Below are 19,197 nucleotides of genomic sequence, written 5' to 3' on the forward strand. Positions count from 1 at the left end.
ACGCCTGCCCGGTGCTTGAAGGTTAATTGATGGGGTTAGCGTAAGCGAAGCTCTTGATCGAAGCCCAAGTAAACGGCGGCCGTAACTATAACGGTCCTAAGGTAGCGAAATTCCTTGTCGGGTAAGTTCCGACCTGCACGAATGGCGTAACGATGGCCACACTGTCTCCACCCGAGACTCAGTGAAATTGAAATCGCAGTGAAGATGCTGTGTATCCGCGGCTAGACGGAAAGACCCCGTGAACCTTTACTATAGCTTCACAGTGAACTTTGAACCTACTTGTGTAGGATAGGTGGGAGGCTTTGAAGTGCAGACGCCAGTTTGCATGGAGCCAATCTTGAAATACCACCCTGGTATGTTTGAGGTTCTAACTCAGATCCGTTATCCGGATCGAGGACACTGTGTGGTGGGTAGTTTGACTGGGGCGGTCTCCTCCCAAAGAGTAACGGAGGAGCACGAAGGTGCGCTCAGCATGGTCGGAAATCATGCATAGAGTGTAAAGGCAAAAGCGCGCTTAACTGCGAGACAGACACGTCGAGCAGGTACGAAAGTAGGTCTTAGTGATCCGGTGGTTCTGTATGGAAGGGCCATCGCTCAACGGATAAAAGGTACTCCGGGGATAACAGGCTGATACCGCCCAAGAGTTCACATCGACGGCGGTGTTTGGCACCTCGATGTCGGCTCATCACATCCTGGGGCTGAAGCCGGTCCCAAGGGTATGGCTGTTCGCCATTTAAAGTGGTACGCGAGCTGGGTTTAGAACGTCGTGAGACAGTTCGGTCCCTATCTGCCGTGGACGTTTGAGATTTGAGAGGAGCTGCTCCTAGTACGAGAGGACCGGAGTGGACGAACCTCTGGTGTTCCGGTTGTCACGCCAGTGGCATTGCCGGGTAGCTACGTTCGGACGGGATAACCGCTGAAAGCATCTAAGCGGGAAGCCTCCCTCAAGATAAGATCTCACTGGTACTTTAAGTACCCTAAAGAGCCGTTCGAGACTAGGACGTTGATAGGTTGGGTGTGTAAGCGTTGTGAGGCGTTGAGCTAACCAATACTAATTGCTCGTGAGGCTTGACCATATAACACCAAAGTGGTTTTGCTAGCTCTGAAGAAAACAGAGTGAACTACAAAGAATTTACGATAGTACTGAAATTGTTCCAGACAATTATCAGTATTGCCTCCATCCTTGGAGGTACCGGTTTGATGACTTGGTTATCGACTGTTTCAAAAAAGTCTAATTGTTGAAGACTCAAGTTAACGAATTTGCGGTAAAACGCATACCAGTTTGCTTGACGATCATAGAGGCGTTGAACCACCTGATCCCATCCCGAACTCAGAAGTGAAAAGCGCCATCGCCGATGGTAGTGTGGGAGATCCCATGTGAGAGTAGGTCGTCGTCAAGCTTCAAATGAAAAGAACCCCGTCCTGCGAAGCAGGGCGGGGTTTTTTCGTTTTGAATCACGTCACCTGTCTGTCCACTACAATGGATCCATGTGATGACACCATGCTCCGTAGGAGCCAGTGACAGACATCCGAAGGATGCCCGCAGGGGATGACGCGCAGCGTCAGATCATTGTAGGTCGTTTACATTAATGACGAGGCAGATTAACCCCATCCTAGCCTTCCCCTTAAAAAGGGGAAGGAACATGAGACCTCAGTGCGTGAGTCCGCTTCTATAAAGGGGTCAGATCCCTTTACGTAGATCAGTTTCTGGCAATCCCTAATAGTATTGGGATCTGACCCCTATGAGCCCGACCCCCATCCTAGCCTTCCCGTTAAAATGGAGAAGGGGCATGAGACCTCAGTGCGTGAGTACGCTTCTATAAAGGGGTCAGATCCCTTTACGTACATTAGTTTCAAGTAATCCCTAATAGTATTGGGATCCGACCCCTACTAGTCCGATCCCCATCCTAGCCTTCCCCTTGAAAAGAGGAAGGAACCTGAGACCTCAGTGCGTGAGTCCGCTTCTATAAAGGGGTCAGATCCCTTTACGTAGATCAGTTTCAGGTAATCCCTAATAGTATAGGGATCCGACCCCTACGAGTCCGATCACTATCCTAGCCTACCCCTTGAAAAGGGGAAGGTTAGGATGGGGTATCGGTGTGTGCTAGGTGTTACTAGCAGTGCCCTTTAACCTTGTTTAGCAAACAGTGAGGTTTGCTTGTTAATCGATAGAGACTCCAAATAGGTCAATGCCCATTTTATAAGGTACTTCAACAGCCCCTTTGCGTAACTGGCTGATGTGGGTGAGGTAGGTATCCATTTTATGGGCGATAAGGTTCGCCTGATTTGGGATAGATGTGGTGAACTTGGTGGCACGTAGGGCGCTTTTGATACCACTTGTGATAGAGAATTCGTTACTCCCATTGAGAATGATCTCACTTCCCATATGCCAGAAGATGTCTAGATCTTTGATTTGCATTGGGCTGATGGGAGGGACTAAAGGCACGATATCGCTTTGGTTAACTACTCTGATTAGCGGCAATTGGCTAAATGCATTGGCTCCGGTCACGTTGGTTACTTTAGGTTGTCCGAAGGTCACTATTTGGCTGATTTGAGCATCTTCCAAAGATAAGTACATGCCTAGGATGACGGCGATCGCCCCACCTAAACTATGCCCAGTAATGTAAATGGGTTCATTTAGGTCAAGAAAGGGCTGTACATCGTTATAGACGGCTACAGCAGCCGAGGCAAAGCCTTGGTGGAGTTTGATGTTCAGTGTCTTGTTATCGCGCAATGATAAGTTAAGGTCTACTAAAGCGTTCTCTAGGTTGGCGGTGCCTCGGATAGAGAGTGTTTGAGCACCCTGAGATCGGCTTAGAAAGTAACTAACATTGGATCCAGGCATGATATTTTGATGAATTAAAACCTGCTCCTGTAGCTTGAGAGCCGCTTCTAACTCTGTAGGGGGAAGATAGGTATCGTTTGCAAGTTGTCCTTGCTGTTGGATCAGGGCGAAGTCTGTGCTCCCGTAACTTTGGATTGAATAAAATAGCGTAATGGTCAGGAATATTATAAATCGTGCGTGATGCATAGTGTTGCTGTTAAGTATTGGGAATGTTATCTCACGCCTGTGTGGCGAAAAGCGACTCTTGTATCAGGATATGTTCTTTGAAATTAGGATTAATATCCATAGATTCGTTATCATAAGCGCTATAGTAGATTTTGTATTATTGTTTTTACGTATCGTGTACAGATAGAGGTTTGATATGGCGAAGTCCCTGCAAGAACAGCTTATGGGAGCAGGTATTGTTGATAAGAAAAAAGCCAAGAAGATTAAGGCTGAGAAGCTTCAAACAAAGCAGAAGATGAAAAAAGGCCAATTAGACAACAGTGCAGAGTTGGCTCGCCAAGCAGAGTTGAAGCAACAAAAAGAAGAGAAAATTGCCCGTGATAAGGCGTTAAATCTTGCTCGCCAGCAAGAGATTGAACATAAAGCTGTTTTGGGGCAAATCCGTCAATTTATCTTGCAAAATCGAGTGTCAAAAGGAGAAGGGGATATTGCCTATAACTTCACCGACGAGAAATTAGTGAAGAAGCTGTATATCTCAGAGACACTACATAAGGATCTTTCTGAAGGTCGTCTGGCAATTGCTAAATTAGAGGGCCAATACGAGATCATTCCCCATGGTGTGGCGGAAAAGATTAGCGAAAAAGCCCCGGAGATGATTTTGGTTCATAACGTGAAGCAAGACACTGAATCCGATGAAGATGACCCATATGCTGAGTTTCAGATCCCCGATGACCTCATGTGGTAAATAAAAATCTCAATGTCCTCAGTGTTGCGCGTTATTCATTAATTAGGGGAAATTTTTGTCTTCTATCTTATACAGTTTCCGCCGTTGCCCTTATGCTATGAGAGCCCGTTATGCCATTGCATACTTGGACGTTCCTGTGCAATTACGTGAGGTGGTACTCAAAAATAAACCAGCGGAACTCCTAGAGCTTGGTGGGCGCTCGACCGTGCCACAATTACTAGATGACGGTCAGCGTTATCCTGAAAGCTTAGATATTATCTTTTGGGCATTAGAGCGGGCCGAGGATAAAGAAGTCATCAATTGTCTCTGGCCAAATGATGGCAAGCTGCAAGCCAATATAATGGCTTGGATTCGTTTCAACGATGATTGCTTTAAACCTTGGCTAGACCGCTATAAATATGCGGACCGCCACCCTGAGCACACTGAAACTTTTTATCGCGAAAAGGGAGAGCGTTTTCTGAAGCGGATAGAATCTCGTCTCTCCCATCAGGCATATTTGCGAGGAGACACTTTGTCGTTGGCGGATATCGCTGTGTTTCCGTTTATACGCCAGTTTGCTGGAGTCGACTCGAAGTGGTTTGAACAGAGTCATTACCCCGCATTGCGACGATGGCTAAATGGCTTGCTAGAGGGGGAATTATTTCAACGTATCATGAAAAAATACCCAGCTTGGCAATCGGATCAAGAGCCTACCTATTTCCCATAAAAAACGCCTCCCTAGGAGGCGTTTTTGTTTAAGCGACGTTTTCTTCAGCCCGCACTGATAAGATACTGGCGAGCTTCTCATTAGTTAAAAAACCACATATTTGTTGTTTGCTGTCCAACACTGGTAGAGGTTCTACTGTGGTCAGCATATCGGGAAGGACGTCTTGTAGCAAAGCATTGCGCTTCAAGCTTTTTACTTGCGACCAAGGTAATGTATCCCAGGTCACGCTATCACCCTCTATCCATGATTTTGATACGTACTCAACCTTGTCATCCGTTTGGCGATAGGCAAAGCCCGTACGCTCTAATATCTCTTTTAATTGCTCCGGATTATTTTCGTTAACGACAGGCGCTTCTGGGTTCATGATGTTTCTGACGAGCAGGGCGCGAGCTCGGTTCACATCTTTGGCGAAAGCTTTCACATAGTCGTCTGCTGGGTTTAACACAATGTCTACAGGCTTGCCGACTTGTACCAGTTTGCCATCTTTTAAAACGGCAATTCTATCGCCTAAACGTAAAGCTTCATCCAGGTCATGGGTGATAAAGATAATGGTCTTATGCAGATTCTCTTGTAACTCTATGAGCTGGGTTTGCATCTCGTAGCGGATTAAAGGATCCAGTGCCGAAAAGGCTTCATCCATGAGTAGAATTTCTGCATCGGTACATAAGGCTCGAGCTAAGCCTACTCGTTGTTGTTGACCACCTGATAGCTGGGATGGGTATTGATCTTCATATCCTGACAGGCCAACGGTCTCTAGCCAGTCTTTGGCTTTACCTTCCCATTCTGGTTTTTTTACGCCTTTAACAGACAGACCATAGCCCACGTTTTCGACAACAGTGCGATGGGGGAATAACCCAAAATGCTGGAAAACCATGGACATTTTATGGCGACGAAACTCGGTTAGCTCTTTCATGGGAAGCTGCATAATATCGTCATCATTGACTTTAATCTTGCCCGCTGTGGGGTCGATCAATCGATTGAAGTGACGGATTAAGGTGGACTTTCCCGACCCAGACAACCCCATGATAACGAAGATTTCACCACGACCTATGGTCATATTAATATCTTGTAGTCCCACGGTGTGGCCCGTGTCTGCGAGTACTTCTTCTTTGCTTGCTCCTGCTTTTACCTTTGGCAGGACCTTTTCAGGGGTGGGGCCGAAGATTTGATATAGGCCTTCGATTTCGATCAAAGTGTTGGTATCAGAATTAGCCATGATCTCGTCCTTCTAAATGTCTTTGTGAGCGTTTGGCGTAACTTTGAGAAACACGGTCAAACATAATCGCTAGGGCTACGATGGCTAGGCCATTTAATAAACCTAAAGTGAAATATTGGTTGGTTATGGACTTTAATACGGGCTGGCCAAGGCCTTTTACACCGATCATGGAAGCGATGACGACCATGGCTAAAGCCATCATAATGGTTTGGTTAATGCCTGCCATGATGGTAGGCATTGCGAGAGGCAATTGCACACCGAACAGTCGCTGGGTAGGCGTGGCACCATAGGCTGTTGCCGCTTCAAGGGTCTCTCTACTGACCAAGCGGATACCTAGGTTTGTTAATCGAATCACGGGTGGAATAGCGTAAATTACGACAGCAATAACACCTGGAATTTTACCAATACCCAGTAACATCACGACAGGGATCAGATACACAAAGGCTGGCATGGTTTGCATGATATCCAGTAACGGTGTCATAACAGATTGGGCTTTATCAGATCGGGACATGAGTATGCCGATAGGGATTCCTAATATGATCGACAACAGCGTACACACGGTAATGATACTCAAGGTGCGCATGGTGTCTTCCCACATGCCGAAGTAGCCGATCAATAGCATGGATACGAGGACGCCAGTACTGAGTTTCCATGAGCGTGTTGCGCCATACACAACGGCAATAATAACCCCTAAAACTAACCACCAAGGGGTGCTGATAAGGAGATCTTCAAACCAGATTAAAAATTGCAGTAGGGGATCAAATAAGGACTCGATGGTGTCGCCATATTCGCGGGAAAAGTCTCGATAAAGACCGTCTAGGGTTTTTCGAATCGTCAATAATTCACGACGACTCATATCTGGAAATTCAGTTAACCAGGAAGAATCAGCCATAGTTTTGTACTCGTTGTATCGCGGAAGATAGTTAAAAGGGAGGAGAGGACCTCCCTTTTGTTATGCTCGAAATGGTTAGGAATTATAAGTCGTCTAGAGCCGTTACTAGTTTTTCTTTTACGTCTGCACTGACCCATTCACTCCAAATGTCCTCATGTTCAAACATGAAGTTCTCCGCAGCGTAAGCACCGTCCGCTTGGTTTTCTTCCATCCATGCTAGCAAGCTGTTCATCTGATCGTTGGTGAATGCACGCTTTTCTAAATAGTCATAAGCTTCAGGTGCGCGTGTTGCGAACTCTGCCGTGGTGACTGTGTACACAGGGGAAGGCGGGTACATGGTAACCTGTGGTTCCAGACAGGTATCTACTGAGATACAGTCAAGATAGTGTTGTTCGTCTACCCCAGAACCGAAGTCTACTTTCACCATTTTGTATTTTCCTAGGACAGCCGTAGGAGCCCAGTAGTAGCCGAACCAAGGTTCTTGGCGTTCATAGGCTCGAGCAATGGCACCTGAAAGGCCTGCACCGGAACCAGGATCAACCAGCTCAAAACCATCCTTCTCTAGCTCAAGTGCATTAAATAGGTTTTGAGCTGTAATCTGACAGTTCCAGCCTGCAGGACAGCCATAAAACGCGGATTTGGAAGGATCTTCTGGGTGAGTGAATTCATCTGCGTGTTGGCGGACACCTTCAATAGTGGCCAGCTCTGGGTATTCTTCAACCATGTACTCAGGGACCCAAAAGCCTTCTTCGCCACCATCTGACAAGGATTTAACAGCGATTTTTAGACGGCCTTCTTCTACACCACGGTCTAAAGCGGCTTTCATTGAGTTTGTCCAAAGCTCAGGAGCGATATCAGGCTGGCCTTTTTCTACCATGGATGTCCCTGTTGGCATGGTATCACCAGGCACGACTTCTGCATCACAGTCAAAGCCATGTTCTAGGATAAAGCGGTCAACATTGGCCATGAGTGTGGCGGAATTCCAATTCATATCTGCAATGGTGACTTTGCCGCAATCGGCAGCAAATGAGGAGGTGGCAACTAGGGCTGATGCCCCTAATAGCAGAGACTTCTTAATCATTATTCGTTCCTTTGTGAAGTGTTATAAATACAAAGTTTTTATTCGTTATAACTATTATATTTACACATCTAACAATTAGTTATCAAACTTATAATGATAAATAGTTCAAAATTAAGCATTACAAGCTGTAGAAAAATGAGGCAAAAAAGAAGGGCTTAACACCCCAAGCCAACTGTAAATAGCTTGGGGCAAGAGGGGTTAATCGTTGCGTGTGGCAGGGAATCTGTTCAGAAAATTGTCGATCAGATAGGCGCACATTAATACCAAAAGCATAGCAATAATCACTGATGAAAATCGATATAGAGTGCTATAAAGAATATCCGAGTGAGGCGTCATGTATTGGCCAAAAAGTATACCAATGGTGGTCAAGGCACCAAAGCCAACACCAGATCCAACACGCTCAGCCACATGGAAGTAGGCGGTAATCATTACAGTGATAAACAGCGCTAATGCCACGAGTAAAAAATGCCCGATCAGTGAGTACAAGAGCACCTGCACCACTAAGGCAAGAGCACAACCATAGGCAACACCTTTGGCGCGATTCTTAGCGCTTGCGACACTGCCTTGATAGGTCATGGGAAAGAGTATCAATATGGTGGCCACTTGGGCTGACAGGGAGTCTTTGAGGTCAAATAGCTGAAATACCGTGAAGGATAACGTGGCTAGTAGAGCGCACAATAGAGTCCTGTGGTTAATTTGAGCTGCGCTAGGTGCTGGTGGTCTAGGTCCGCCTTTGAAAGGTTCCACGTCAGGTAAAAGCCAATAGAGCACATAGGCACAGGCAACGGAGAGAGAAGTGGCCAGTGTGGCGGCCATGAACATGTCATTCAAATTTGCGCCATCGTAACTGCCGAAGTTGAGCATCGTCGAAAGCGTGACCAAACCAGACGCCCACATTAAGTAGTAAGGGGTCGTCAGCATAAATCGGAAATGCATTGCAAAGATAAACAATACAGCGATCCACATGGCGATCGGGTAGGGCGTAAACAAAGTTTCTAATAGCCACATTTCTACTGCATTTATAAATACCCCTGCAATGAACTCTATGGCTAATAGACGGTTAAAAATAGGGATCATACCCAGCAATAGCATGGGGTAGACGGTAAAGAATACCCCATAGGGCCAGTCCATCAACTTACATACAATGAAGCCCGCAGTGGTGCCAAAAGCGATGCGTAATAGGCGTCGCTTTTCGTTGGCTGTCATCTCAATAAACATAATGCAATGCGCTTACGATATGCATTTGGAGCGCCCCAATAGCTTGTAAAATTGATGAATCACTACGCATTAGCATAATGGTTGCTTTGGAGCCGCTGATTAAGGTATCGGGCAAGGTGTCATCATTTTGTTGAATGTAAGTACGAATGCGTTGTGCATCTCGGACCCAACGGTCGCTATCATCAGGTGTGGCAAGCACACCATTGGCTAAGGTTTGACCTTGAGCAATACCGAAGTCACGGCTTGATAACTGCCCTTCAAATACTTGGCCCGGCAGGGCATCAAAGACCATGAGTGCACGGGTACCCGGTTGGACATTAGCAATACTCTTTTCGCGGAAGTCTGCGGTAATGCGATCTTTACCACTGACTACCAATGACAAAAGGGCTTGGTTGCTTTGCGCCAGCATGCCTTGCATCAGTTGTAAGTTTGAGACAACACCATCCATAGGGGCTCTGATCCGAGTGCGTTCCAAGTCTAATTTAGCATCGTTTAAATTATTTTGAGCCGTATGGATATCCAAGTTGTTTTGGTCATCCTCTCCAAGGGCAATTTGGATCGCGCTCTTTTTCGCCTGAGCGGCTTTGAGGTTTGCTCGAGCCGCTTTCATTTGCGTCTGGGCTTGGTCTACGGATTGCTCACTGACCATATTTTTGTTTTGTAGGGATTTAAGGCGGTTTAGTTCCCTTTCTGCTTCCGCCAGCTCAAACTTGGAAGCAGCAATGTTGGCATCTGCTTCTGCGATATTTGCATGGAGAGTGGCTTGAGACTGATAGGCTTTTCTCAGTTCTAGTTCGGCTTTCTGTACGGCTAACTGGTAATCCTGAGGATTAATGGCAAACAGTAGGTCCCCTTGTTTTACCGTTTGGTTATTGTGTACCGCTACCTTGATGACTTCCCCTGAAACTTGGGGGGCAATGCTAATAACAGGGCGTTGGACCGTTGCATAGCTGGTCATAGGAATGGTGACATCCGTCACCACAATGTAGATAAAGATAACGACGAACAGCGCAAGGGCTCGTTTCATCCAGCGGTTAAAATGTTTATCAGGTGTCATGATCTAGTCTTTGTTAATGAGTAAATGGGCATTATCAATGATGATAAGAAGTGCATGGCTTAACTGTTCCCGTTGTTCTGGGCTGAGGCCTTTTAGCAATTCTTCTCGTCCTTGGGAGGCTATCTGTTCCATTTGATTAAGCTTGCGGTGGCCCTCTTCTGTGAACCAAAGTGTTTTGCAGCGGGCATCTTTAGGAGACTCTCTGCGTTCAATGAGCCCGGCGGCTTGCAAGTTATTCAAAGTACGAATCAAGGAAGGTTGCTCAATGCCGATGTCGGCAGCCAGCTCACTTTGGGTGAGTCCTTCGCCTTTGCGATTTAAGTGCAACATGGCGATCCATTTGGATTGGGTCAGACCTAGGTCAGCCATATAAGTGTCAACCGCATGGCGCCAACTTAACGCTGCGCGACTGAGGTTCCACCCAAGAGAGTTTTCCATACCAGATTCCATATTTAGTTAGCATGCTATGTATGTTAAATAAAGCATAGCATGCTAGGCAATATCCTAAGGCGTAAGTCCTAAGTGTTTGTGAAATTCTTTGTACGTGTGAAAAAAAGGGACCATAGGCCCCTTTTAAGATGAGATTAGATTAGTCTGCAGAAACTGATGGTGTAAGCTTACGGTTAATTCCCAATAGCACTAATGCAGCAGCGGATAGCAGCGCAGCGGAAGCGGGAATCCAAGCATAGCCTAAGCCAACCGTAATCACTGCGCCGCCCAGTACGGCACCTAAGGCGTTCCCCAAGTTAAATGCGCCAATGTTAATAGACGATGCAAGACCTGGTGCCTTATCCGCAATCGTCATAACTTTCATTTGCAACGGTGGCCCAATCATGAAGATCACGCTACCCCATAAAAATACCGCCAGCACTGCAGTAGTTGTGTCTGCCACTACAAAGCTAAACGCTAGTAATACCGTAATCTGAGAGACTAGAGCGACCACCAAGGACAGATCAGGGGATTTGTCTGCTAGCTTGCCGCTGACAAAGTTACCTATGGTGAAGCCAATCCCTGCAATCATCAGCAAGTAAGCAATGGTGGCATCGTTGATACCCGCCAAGGTATGCAAAATAGGGGTGATGTAGGTGTATAAGGTAAACATGGAACCAGCACACAAAACGGTGGTTAAGAAGGTGCGCAATGCCGCAGGTTGAAGGATGGCAGCCAGTTCTTGTCGAACATTAGGGCGGTTTGGTTTTTCCATCACTGGCAAGGTGCGCATCAAGCCTATCATAGCCACAAGACCTAGAGCGGAAGTGGCCGCAAAGGCCACACGCCAATGAATGGCATTACCTAACCAAGTCACGACAGGAACACCAATAATGTTCGCAATGGTTAAGCCTAAAAACATAGACGCAACCGCAGAGCCTTTTTTACCTTGGGGGGCGAGTGTGATGGCCACTACAGCACCGATACCAAAAAAGGCACCGTGAGATAAGCTGGTAACCACCCGGGAAATCAGTAATACGGAATAATCCGTCGCCATGCTTGAAAACAAGTTACCCACGAAGAAAACAGCCATTAAAGCAATCAGGGAGAACTTATGGCTAAAGCGAGTCATAAATAGGGTAATCAGTGGTGCGCCAACCATCACACCCACCGCATAAGCACTAATCAAAAGGCCCGCAGTGGGAATCGATACATTTACGCCTTCAGCAATGGTCGGTAAAAGCCCCATTGGAAAAAACTCGGTGGTGCCTATTCCGAATGCGCCAAGGGCGAGGGCGAAGATCCCCCATTTATATGAAAGCATAGTCATTCCTTTAAATTGGTCTGCGGTAGGAAGTAGGGTGCCCTCGATTCGCTTTTGGCAAATTCAGGCGATCCATTAAAAAACGAGGAAAGTACGCGCAAACCGCCACTAACACAATGGAACTCGGTATATTTACTCAATATTACCAATAATGAGTAGGAGAAAGCTTTGCTATCAAAGAAAGGAATGCTGTGGGTTACCTTATTGCTGGCCGGGGTTACAGTGATTGCTCTTGGGCCTTTAACTGGCTTTGATCGTATGGGTCTGCTTTGGCTACGGGATTCACAAACCACTCAATTAATCGGCCCTCGCTGGTTTGCGATTACCGCTCGGGATGTGACCGCTTTAGGCAGTAATTGGATACTTGTGTTTGGAGTTTTGGGTGTCTGTACAGCTCTGATAGTCGCAAAGAAGCTTAGACAATCTTCGGCTCTTGCTATCATGGCGCTAGGCGGCATTGTGTTCAGTATGGGAGCCAAATACCTGTTTGTGCGCCCCCGCCCCGACTTGGTCGAGTCTCTGATTCATACTTATACACCGAGCTTTCCGTCCGGTCATGCCATGATGTCGATGGTTTGCTTTGTCGGAGCGGCGCTCGTGTGCAGTAGCGGCACATCCAACAAGGCATTGCGATTTGTGTTAGTGGTTTTTGCCTTGCTGAGTAGCATTTTAGTGGGGATAAGTCGTATCGTATTGGGGGTGCATTGGCCCACAGATGTGTTAGCAGGTTGGCTTTTGGGTTGGCTATGGATCAGTCTGGTGATGCAAGGCTTCAAGCTCTAACGTGTGTCTATGGCGCTCATTGCCCGCTTTATTGTTAGTACTTTCGTGAGCTTAGTTGTTATCGGGAAGTCTCTTTATTTATGAAATTCCCTATGGCCTGCGTGATAGTATTTAAGAGGTATTTCTAGATCACTAGATCAGGCATAAGGGCTCCTATTAAAGTGTCGCAACCAAACGGATCTTCCCCCGCATCACCTAACAAAGCTTCTCCTGTTGTATCCCCCCACCGGCGTAACCGCCCCTTACATTGGTGTTATCTTTTATTGGTGTCAGGGGGAATTGTCACTTTTTTAGAATACTTTCATGCCCCTGCAGCCTTGCTGCTAGGGCCCATGATCGCCGCCATCCTGATGGTCATTACGGGGCACGATATGTCCCTGCCAAAGGTGCCCTTTAGACTTTCTCAGTGCACCATTGGGATCATGATGGCAGCCCATTTACCTTTGTCCACCTTTAATGACTTTGCCAGTGATTGGCCGGTATTTTTGTTTGGAACCTTATCCACCTTAGTGGCCTCAGGAATAGCAGGGGTAGCTATGGCTAAGTCCGGCTTACTGCCTGGTACCACGGCTATATGGGGGGCTTCACCCGGAGCGGCTGGGGTGATGACCATCATGAGTGAAGGGTATGGTGCTGATATGCGCTTGGTGGCTGTGATGCAATATACCCGTGTGGCTTTTTGTGCTTTGGCGGCTATGGTGACGGCGGGCTTGTTAGCCGATGGGGACGTGGCAGCGTATCAGGTGGATTGGTGGACGGTGTCTTCTTGGTTCGGGTTTGGAGAGACACTTGTTTTCATCGTGATGGCGTTCGCGGTGGCAGTGTTTGTTAAAATCTCCGGCAGCTTTCTTCTTGTTCCTTTGGGGCTGGGATTTGTAGCCAGTGCTTTGGGATGGATTGATTTTGTTTTGCCCGAATGGTTTTTGGCCTCAGGGTTTGCCTTGTTAGGTTGGGCGATTGGCTTTCGTTTCACTCCTGCGGTGGTGCGTCATGCTTTGCATGTCTTTCCGTACATTGTCCTGTCCATCGCTTTTATGCTTGTGGTAAATGTTATTGTGGCGCTGGTGTTAGTGGCTTGGATCGACATAGATTTTTTGTCAGCTTTCCTTGGTACCAGTCCGGGGGGTGCCGACTCTGTCGCGATTATTGCCACGAATATCCCGGTTGATACGGGTTTTGTTATGACCATGCAGATTAGCCGATTCTTATTGGTGATGGTGCTTGGGCCTCTACTGGCCCAATGGCTGTCGAAAAGCATGCAGGGTAATAATACATAAATTCATCCTTAAACCTTTTCTGTAAAGCTGAGATCTGTTCATGAGTATTCGAGAGACTTTAGTTCAATACATGAAGAATAAGCCTGAAGCACAGGAAGATTATCCATTTGATGACATTACTTTGGTTATGAAGGTACAGGGTAAGATGTTCGCCCTGTTTACTACCAAAGAAGGCACAGCTCGGGTGAACTTAAAATGTGATCCATTTCATGCTCAGGAACTGCGTAGCATCTTTGATTGTGTGGTGCCTGGTTACCATATGAATAAACAGCACTGGAATACGGTTGTATTGGATGGCTCCTTACCTAAGGGGGAGCTTTTTCGAATGGTGGATCATTCTTATGCTTTGGTGGTAAAGGGATTAACTAAGGCTAAGCGAACACACTTAGAAGTTGCCTATGGCAAGCAGCTGATTTATGGGGTGTTAGAGGAATAGAGCGAATTAAAGAGCACGGCACTAAGGGGAAGTACCGTGCTTTTTAACGTCGTGCTCTTAGATTAACCGTTGGCTAATGCTACTCGGACGGCACTCACCAAATTAGTGTCGTCCAGTGGTGTATTGGGAGCGAATCGACCAATAATCTGGCCAGAACGACTCACAATAAACTTTTCAAAATTCCAAACCACTTCCGGCTCTTGAGTAGGTTCGATGTTGTAACCCCGTAAGTTTTCTTCCATCTCTGCGCGGTTGACGGCCGTAGGCGCTTGCTCGATGAGGTACTGATAAAGTGGGTGCTTGTCTTCACCGGTGACTTGGATTTTGCTGAACATTGGGAAGGTCACATTATACTCTGTAGAGCAGAAAGATTTGATTTCCTCTTCTGTGCCCGGTTCTTGTCCAGCGAAGTCGTTGGCTGGGAAGGCTAATATCTCAAACCCAAGATCTTTTGTTTGCTCGTACAGGGCTTGCAGGCCTTCATACTGAGGGGTAAGACCGCATTTTGAGGCCACGTTTACGATCAGCAATACCTTGTCGCAAAACGGTTCGAGGTTCATCTCTTTCCCTTCGATATCTTTGACTGGGATGTCGTATATGTCCGTCATCTTAGTACCTCTATCATGTTTAATGAGCATTATTGTCATAGGGGCTGTTTGTCTAACCTTCGCTAACATTTTGGCGCACAAACTATGACCAAAGCGTGACAACAAGATATTCAGTGTACCTTTGATATATATTTCGTCAAATATAAAAAAAGGCTGCCGGAGCAGCCTAGTGCGGGGGGAATTAGCCAACTCTTGTGGAGTTATCAGCTATCCGCAGGTAAAACGTTTGCGATTATGCGAACTGGTTCATGGTGTTGTCATGACCGGAAGCCTTCAGTGCCGCCTCGCCAGAGAAGTATTCTTTATGGTCGTCACCCATGTCAGAACCTGCCATGTTTTGGTGTTTCACACAGGCGATTTTTTGGCGAATCTCTTGGCGCTGGACATTTTTCACGTAACCCAACATACCTTCAGAGCCAAAGTATTCTTTGGCCAAATTGTCGGTAGACAAGGCAGCAGTATGGTAAGTAGGCAGTGTGATCAGGTGATGGAAGATGCCTGCTTCACGGGCCGCATCGGCTTGGAAGCTACGGATGCGGTTGTCCGCTTCTTTGGCGAGTTCGCTGTTATCGTATTCCACACTCATGAGTTGCGCCCGATCGTAGGCTGATACATTGCGACCCTCTGCTTCCCAAGCATCGAATACCTGTTGACGGAAGTTCAAAGTCCAGTTGAAAGAAGGGGAGTTGTTGTACACCAATTTGGCATTAGGTACTGCTTCACGGATGCGATCCACCATACCTTTGATTTGGCCAACGTGAGGCTTCTCTGTTTCGATCCAAAGCAAGTCTGCACCGTTTTGCAGAGACGTGATGCAATCCAATACCACACGATCTTCACCAGAGCCCTTTTTGAATTGGAATAAGTTACTGGGTAGGCGTTTTGGTCGCACCAATTGGCCATCTCGTACCATAAGTACATCGCTTTCACTGGCGTTAGCCAGGTCGACATTTTCGACATCTAAGAAGGCGTTGTACTGTGCCCCAAGATCTCCTGGAGTTTGAGATACAGCGATTTGTTTCGTCAAGCCTGCGCCCAGGGAGTCCGTACGAGCTACGATGACGCCGTCTTCAACACCTAGTTCAAGGAAGGCATAACGGACAGCGCGGATTTTCGCTAGGAAGTCTTCGTGGGGGACCGTCACTTTGCCGTCTTGGTGACCACATTGCTTTTCATCGGATACTTGGTTCTCAATCTGAATACAGCAAGCCCCTGCTTCGATCATCTTCTTCGCTAGGAGGTAAGTCGCCTCTTCGTTACCAAAGCCTGCATCAATGTCAGCAATGATCGGCACTATGTGTGTTTGGTGCTCATCAATTTGCTTTTGAATGGCGGCCGCTTTGACTTGATCTCCAGCGTTAGTGGCTTGATCTAACTCGCGGAAAAGGCCGCCCAGCTCTCGAGCATCTGCTTGTTTTAGAAAGGTGTAAAGCTCTTCAATAAGTGAAGCCACGGAGGTTTTCTCATGCATTGATTGGTCTGGCAAAGGGCCGAATTCAGAGCGTAGCGCTGCGACCATCCAACCTGATAGGTACAAGTAGCGGCGGTCTGTGGAATTGAAGTGTTTCTTAATGGAAATCATTTTTTGCTGACCGATAAAGCCGTGCCAGCACCCTAGGGATTGGGTGTATTGAGACGGGTCTTGGTCGTAACGATCCATGTCGGCACGCATAATTTTTGCCGTGTAACGAGCAATGTCGAGTCCTGTTTGAAAGCGGTTTTGGGCACGCATTCGAGCAGCGAACTCGGGATTAATGGCTTCCCATGGGGCGCCATGTTTTGCGATTAGGGTAGCAGTGGCGTCGATATCTTTTTTGTAATGAGACATTGCTGTTTCCTCGTAATGATGTAGCGGGCTTTGCTGTTCAGTCCAGCGTTTGATTTTTGAACACATCCTCAGCATGGGCTCACATAGATGATTCGTCTAATCTATATTTATTATAGTAATAATATCTTTTGTGAATGTGATTTGTGGCGATTTTACGGTCATAGTGAGTCTATTAGCTCAATATTTGTGGTTTTGTAACAAAATTACAGTTCTGTAAGCCTGTTTCATTATTCCTATATTGGTTTTTATTTAATGTGTCATTCATTGTGTGAATGAATTTGTTAGCGAATTTTTAAAATAACTAAACTGGTCATTTAACCGGAAGCCAGTGTTTGTGAGGAAAAAGCCATGACAAATCGCGTCCAGCAGGGCGGTCTTCAGATCGCTGAAAACTTATTCGATCTCGTAAATGAACATATTGCGCCGGGAACAGGGGTGGACCCTGTTGCGTTTTGGCAGAGCTTTGAGGAGATTGTTGAAGATCTGGGGCCAATCAATGTGGCTTTACTTAAGAAGCGTGATGACATTCAACAACAAGTGGATGACTACCATAGGGCTACATTCGGGAAGTCCCATGACATGGAGGCCTATAAGCACTTTTTAACAGAGATTGGCTATCTGCTACCAGAAGGGGACGACTTTAAAGTCAGTACTAAAAATGTAGATGCTGAAATCGCGCTGCAAGCAGGGCCACAACTGGTGGTGCCAGTTAAGAATGCCCGTTTTGCCCTAAATGCAGTGAATGCCCGTTGGGGCAGCTTATACGATGCCTTATATGGCACGGATGCCATTGCTGAAGACGAAGGGGCAGAGCGCTCCGGTGGTTACAACCCTGTGCGTGGGCAGCGAGTGATTGCGTTTGGTCGGCAACTGCTTGATCAGGCTGCCCCGTTAGTCGCTGGTTCACATGCCCAAGCGCTGAAATACCAGATCGTTGATGGTGAGTTAGCCGTTACCATGAAGAACGGCGATGTGGTGCAGCTGCAAAACACGGAAAAGTGTGTCGGCTACCAAGGCTCTCCTGAGTCTCCCACGGCGGTTCTGTTGAAAAATAACGAGTTGCATCTTGAAGTCCAAATCGATGCAGCAGGTTTTATCGGTCAACACGATCAGGCGGGGGTGCAAGATATTTTGGTAGAAGCTGCTGTCTCGACCATTATGGATTGTGAAGATTCCATCGCGGCCGTGGATGCAGAAGATAAGGTAGAAGTGTATCGCAACTGGCTAGGTTTGATGCGGGGGACTCTAGAAGAAACCTTTGATAAAGGCGCTAAGCGGGTCACCCGTGCCATGAACCCGGATCGAGAATACTTGGACAAGTTAGGTAAGGGTTTTGCACTTCATGGGCGCAGCTTATTATTTATTCGTAATGTGGGGCACTTAATGACCAACCCCGCCATTCTTGACTCGAAAGGAAATGAAGTCCCTGAAGGTATTATGGATGGCATGATCACTGTGTTAGCCGCCATGCATGATTTACAGGGGAACACTCAGCGTAAAAACAGTCGTGTAGGCAGTGTTAACATCGTAAAACCTAAGATGCATGGGCCAGAGGAAGTCGCTTTTACGGTGGAGTTGTTTGAGCGAATTGAGCAGGCCCTAGGCCTGGCTAAAAATACCATTAAAGTGGGCATCATGGACGAAGAGCGCCGTACGACGGTGAACTTAAAAGAATGCATTCGCCAAGCCCAAGAGCGGGTGGTGTTTATCAATACTGGCTTCTTGGATCGAACCGGTGACGAGATACATACTTCTATGTTGGCCGGGCCATTTGTTCCTAAAACTGCCATGAAGCAAGAAGCTTGGATCAAGGCCTATGAAGAGTGGAATGTGGATGTGGGGATCGAATGCGGTTTGCCAGGGAAGGCTCAAATCGGTAAAGGAATGTGGGCAATGCCGGATGAAATGGCTGCTATGTTAGAGCAAAAAATAGGCCATCCTATGGCGGGAGCGAGCACCGCATGGGTGCCTTCACCCAATGGCGCCATCCTCCATGCGACCCACTATCATACGGTGGATGTCAAAGCACGACAGGCTTTGCTTGCACAACGTGAGCGAGCAAGTCTTGAGGATCTTTTAACCATTCCATTGCTGGACGATCCAACCACCTTATCGGACGAGCAAATCCAATTTGAGCTGGATAATAATGCTCAAGGCATATTGGGCTATGTGGTGCGCTGGATTGATCAAGGGGTAGGCTGTTCGAAAGTACCTGATATTAACAATATCGGCTTAATGGAAGACCGCGCGACCCTTCGTATTTCGTCTCAACATATGGCGAACTGGCTAGAGCATGGCATTTGCAGCCCAGAACAAGTGATGGCGTCGTTAAAACGTATGGCGGCCGTAGTGGATCAGCAAAACGCCCATGATCCGGCTTACCACGCCATGTCTCCTAGCTTTGACGGCATCGCATTTCAAGCGGCCTGTGATCTGGTGTTTAAAGGTAAGGAGCAACCTAACGGCTATACCGAGCCACTACTTCATGCCCACCGTTTAGCGTTTAAACAAACGCACTAGGTTGTCATTCGATTCGGTTTGCAATGGGCGGAGTATGGATCATAAGGCGACTTAGTGTATATTGTTC

General features: G+C 47.0%; 16 protein-coding genes and 2 rRNA genes (1 of these 18 running past the window's edge). 8 read left to right on the top strand and 10 right to left on the bottom strand.

What is annotated here, in order from left to right; translation table 11 throughout:
• Nucleotides 1-1,076, top strand: a 23S ribosomal RNA gene (locus tag ACZ5DR_RS10045) (it extends 1,811 nt beyond the left edge of the window).
• Between the two features lie 209 nt (nucleotides 1,077-1,285).
• A 5S ribosomal RNA gene (gene rrf / locus ACZ5DR_RS10050) occupies nucleotides 1,286-1,400 on the top strand.
• A 761-nt stretch (nucleotides 1,401-2,161) separates the two neighbouring features.
• Here the strand turns inward: rrf and ACZ5DR_RS10055 are convergent.
• Complete coding sequence (locus ACZ5DR_RS10055) at nucleotides 2,162-3,031, bottom strand: lipase family protein (RefSeq protein WP_377368923.1); 870 nt, start codon at nucleotides 3,029-3,031, stop codon at nucleotides 2,162-2,164.
• A gap of 175 nt (nucleotides 3,032-3,206) precedes the next feature.
• Between ACZ5DR_RS10055 and ACZ5DR_RS10060 the strand changes: the two genes are divergently transcribed.
• Nucleotides 3,207-3,755, top strand: a complete 549-nt coding sequence (locus ACZ5DR_RS10060) for a DUF2058 domain-containing protein (protein WP_377368925.1) — start codon at nucleotides 3,207-3,209, stop codon at nucleotides 3,753-3,755.
• Between the two features lie 55 nt (nucleotides 3,756-3,810).
• The gene (locus ACZ5DR_RS10065; protein ID WP_377368927.1) at nucleotides 3,811-4,461 is read left to right on the top strand and encodes a glutathione S-transferase; all 651 of its coding nucleotides are present in this window, start codon (nucleotides 3,811-3,813) and stop codon (nucleotides 4,459-4,461) included.
• A 28-nt stretch (nucleotides 4,462-4,489) separates the two neighbouring features.
• On the opposite strand, the gene ACZ5DR_RS10070 is transcribed toward ACZ5DR_RS10065, so the two are convergent.
• From ACZ5DR_RS10070 to ACZ5DR_RS10100, 7 genes are all read right to left on the bottom strand, one after another.
• The gene (locus ACZ5DR_RS10070; RefSeq protein WP_377368929.1) at nucleotides 4,490-5,677 is read right to left on the bottom strand and encodes a quaternary amine ABC transporter ATP-binding protein; all 1,188 of its coding nucleotides are present in this window, start codon (nucleotides 5,675-5,677) and stop codon (nucleotides 4,490-4,492) included.
• On the bottom strand, nucleotides 5,670-6,569 hold the full coding sequence (locus tag ACZ5DR_RS10075) for an ABC transporter permease (protein WP_377368931.1): 900 nt from the start codon (nucleotides 6,567-6,569) through the stop codon (nucleotides 5,670-5,672). Before ACZ5DR_RS10075 ends, ACZ5DR_RS10070 begins: the two co-directional genes overlap by 8 nt.
• 82 nt (nucleotides 6,570-6,651) lie before the next feature.
• Nucleotides 6,652-7,650 carry an ABC transporter substrate-binding protein gene (locus ACZ5DR_RS10080; RefSeq protein WP_377368933.1) on the bottom strand — a complete coding sequence of 333 codons (999 nt, stop codon included), beginning with the start codon at nucleotides 7,648-7,650 and terminating at the stop codon, nucleotides 6,652-6,654.
• Between the two features lie 198 nt (nucleotides 7,651-7,848).
• Entirely contained in the window at nucleotides 7,849-8,868 is a 1,020-nt protein-coding gene (locus ACZ5DR_RS10085) for a DUF2955 domain-containing protein (protein WP_377368935.1), read from the bottom strand.
• The gene (locus tag ACZ5DR_RS10090) at nucleotides 8,858-9,925 is read right to left on the bottom strand and encodes an HlyD family secretion protein (protein WP_377368937.1); all 1,068 of its coding nucleotides are present in this window, start codon (nucleotides 9,923-9,925) and stop codon (nucleotides 8,858-8,860) included. Before ACZ5DR_RS10090 ends, ACZ5DR_RS10085 begins: the two co-directional genes overlap by 11 nt.
• Nucleotides 9,926-9,928: 3 nt before the next feature.
• Nucleotides 9,929-10,363: a MarR family transcriptional regulator gene (locus ACZ5DR_RS10095; protein WP_377368938.1), complete on the bottom strand. Its 435-nt coding sequence runs from the start codon at nucleotides 10,361-10,363 to the stop codon at nucleotides 9,929-9,931.
• 151 nt (nucleotides 10,364-10,514) lie between these two features.
• Complete coding sequence (locus ACZ5DR_RS10100) at nucleotides 10,515-11,678, bottom strand: MFS transporter (protein ID WP_377368940.1); 1,164 nt, start codon at nucleotides 11,676-11,678, stop codon at nucleotides 10,515-10,517.
• 168 nt (nucleotides 11,679-11,846) lie between these two features.
• Between ACZ5DR_RS10100 and ACZ5DR_RS10105 the strand changes: the two genes are divergently transcribed.
• From ACZ5DR_RS10105 to ACZ5DR_RS10115, 3 genes are all read left to right on the top strand, one after another.
• Entirely contained in the window at nucleotides 11,847-12,461 is a 615-nt protein-coding gene (locus tag ACZ5DR_RS10105) for a phosphatase PAP2 family protein (protein ID WP_377368942.1), read from the top strand.
• Nucleotides 12,462-12,622: 161 nt separating this feature from the next.
• Nucleotides 12,623-13,738: an AbrB family transcriptional regulator gene (locus tag ACZ5DR_RS10110; RefSeq protein ID WP_377368944.1), complete on the top strand. Its 1,116-nt coding sequence runs from the start codon at nucleotides 12,623-12,625 to the stop codon at nucleotides 13,736-13,738.
• Nucleotides 13,739-13,778: 40 nt separating this feature from the next.
• Nucleotides 13,779-14,174 (top strand): MmcQ/YjbR family DNA-binding protein, encoded by a 396-nt coding sequence (locus ACZ5DR_RS10115; protein ID WP_377368946.1) that lies wholly within the window; start codon nucleotides 13,779-13,781, stop codon nucleotides 14,172-14,174.
• A 62-nt stretch (nucleotides 14,175-14,236) separates the two neighbouring features.
• Here ACZ5DR_RS10115 and ACZ5DR_RS10120 read toward each other — a convergent pair whose 3' ends face one another.
• Both ACZ5DR_RS10120 and ACZ5DR_RS10125 read right to left on the bottom strand, forming a co-directional pair.
• Nucleotides 14,237-14,782: a glutathione peroxidase gene (locus ACZ5DR_RS10120; protein WP_377368948.1), complete on the bottom strand. Its 546-nt coding sequence runs from the start codon at nucleotides 14,780-14,782 to the stop codon at nucleotides 14,237-14,239.
• A 232-nt stretch (nucleotides 14,783-15,014) separates the two neighbouring features.
• Nucleotides 15,015-16,610 carry an isocitrate lyase gene (locus tag ACZ5DR_RS10125; RefSeq protein ID WP_377368950.1) on the bottom strand — a complete coding sequence of 532 codons (1,596 nt, stop codon included), beginning with the start codon at nucleotides 16,608-16,610 and terminating at the stop codon, nucleotides 15,015-15,017.
• 348 nt (nucleotides 16,611-16,958) lie between these two features.
• Between ACZ5DR_RS10125 and ACZ5DR_RS10130 the strand changes: the two genes are divergently transcribed.
• Nucleotides 16,959-19,130 (top strand): malate synthase G, encoded by a 2,172-nt coding sequence (locus tag ACZ5DR_RS10130; RefSeq protein WP_377368952.1) that lies wholly within the window; start codon nucleotides 16,959-16,961, stop codon nucleotides 19,128-19,130.
• The last annotated feature ends 67 nt before the right edge of the window (nucleotides 19,131-19,197 follow it).

This window comes from Marinomonas vaga (genome assembly GCF_055388305.1).

Coding starts and splice junctions, on each gene's coding strand:
- ACZ5DR_RS10120 (WP_377368948.1), bottom strand. CDS start 14,782: ATGACGGACATATACGACATCCCAGTCAAAGATATCGAAGGGAAAGAG.
- ACZ5DR_RS10070 (WP_377368929.1), bottom strand. CDS start 5,677: ATGGCTAATTCTGATACCAACACTTTGATCGAAATCGAAGGCCTATAT.
- ACZ5DR_RS10115 (WP_377368946.1), top strand. CDS start 13,779: ATGAGTATTCGAGAGACTTTAGTTCAATACATGAAGAATAAGCCTGAA.
- ACZ5DR_RS10130 (WP_377368952.1), top strand. CDS start 16,959: ATGACAAATCGCGTCCAGCAGGGCGGTCTTCAGATCGCTGAAAACTTA.
- ACZ5DR_RS10090 (WP_377368937.1), bottom strand. CDS start 9,925: ATGACACCTGATAAACATTTTAACCGCTGGATGAAACGAGCCCTTGCG.
- ACZ5DR_RS10075 (WP_377368931.1), bottom strand. CDS start 6,569: ATGGCTGATTCTTCCTGGTTAACTGAATTTCCAGATATGAGTCGTCGT.
- ACZ5DR_RS10080 (WP_377368933.1), bottom strand. CDS start 7,650: ATGATTAAGAAGTCTCTGCTATTAGGGGCATCAGCCCTAGTTGCCACC.
- ACZ5DR_RS10085 (WP_377368935.1), bottom strand. CDS start 8,868: ATGTTTATTGAGATGACAGCCAACGAAAAGCGACGCCTATTACGCATC.
- ACZ5DR_RS10055 (WP_377368923.1), bottom strand. CDS start 3,031: ATGCATCACGCACGATTTATAATATTCCTGACCATTACGCTATTTTAT.
- ACZ5DR_RS10100 (WP_377368940.1), bottom strand. CDS start 11,678: ATGCTTTCATATAAATGGGGGATCTTCGCCCTCGCCCTTGGCGCATTC.
- ACZ5DR_RS10095 (WP_377368938.1), bottom strand. CDS start 10,363: ATGGAAAACTCTCTTGGGTGGAACCTCAGTCGCGCAGCGTTAAGTTGG.
- ACZ5DR_RS10060 (WP_377368925.1), top strand. CDS start 3,207: ATGGCGAAGTCCCTGCAAGAACAGCTTATGGGAGCAGGTATTGTTGAT.
- ACZ5DR_RS10125 (WP_377368950.1), bottom strand. CDS start 16,610: ATGTCTCATTACAAAAAAGATATCGACGCCACTGCTACCCTAATCGCA.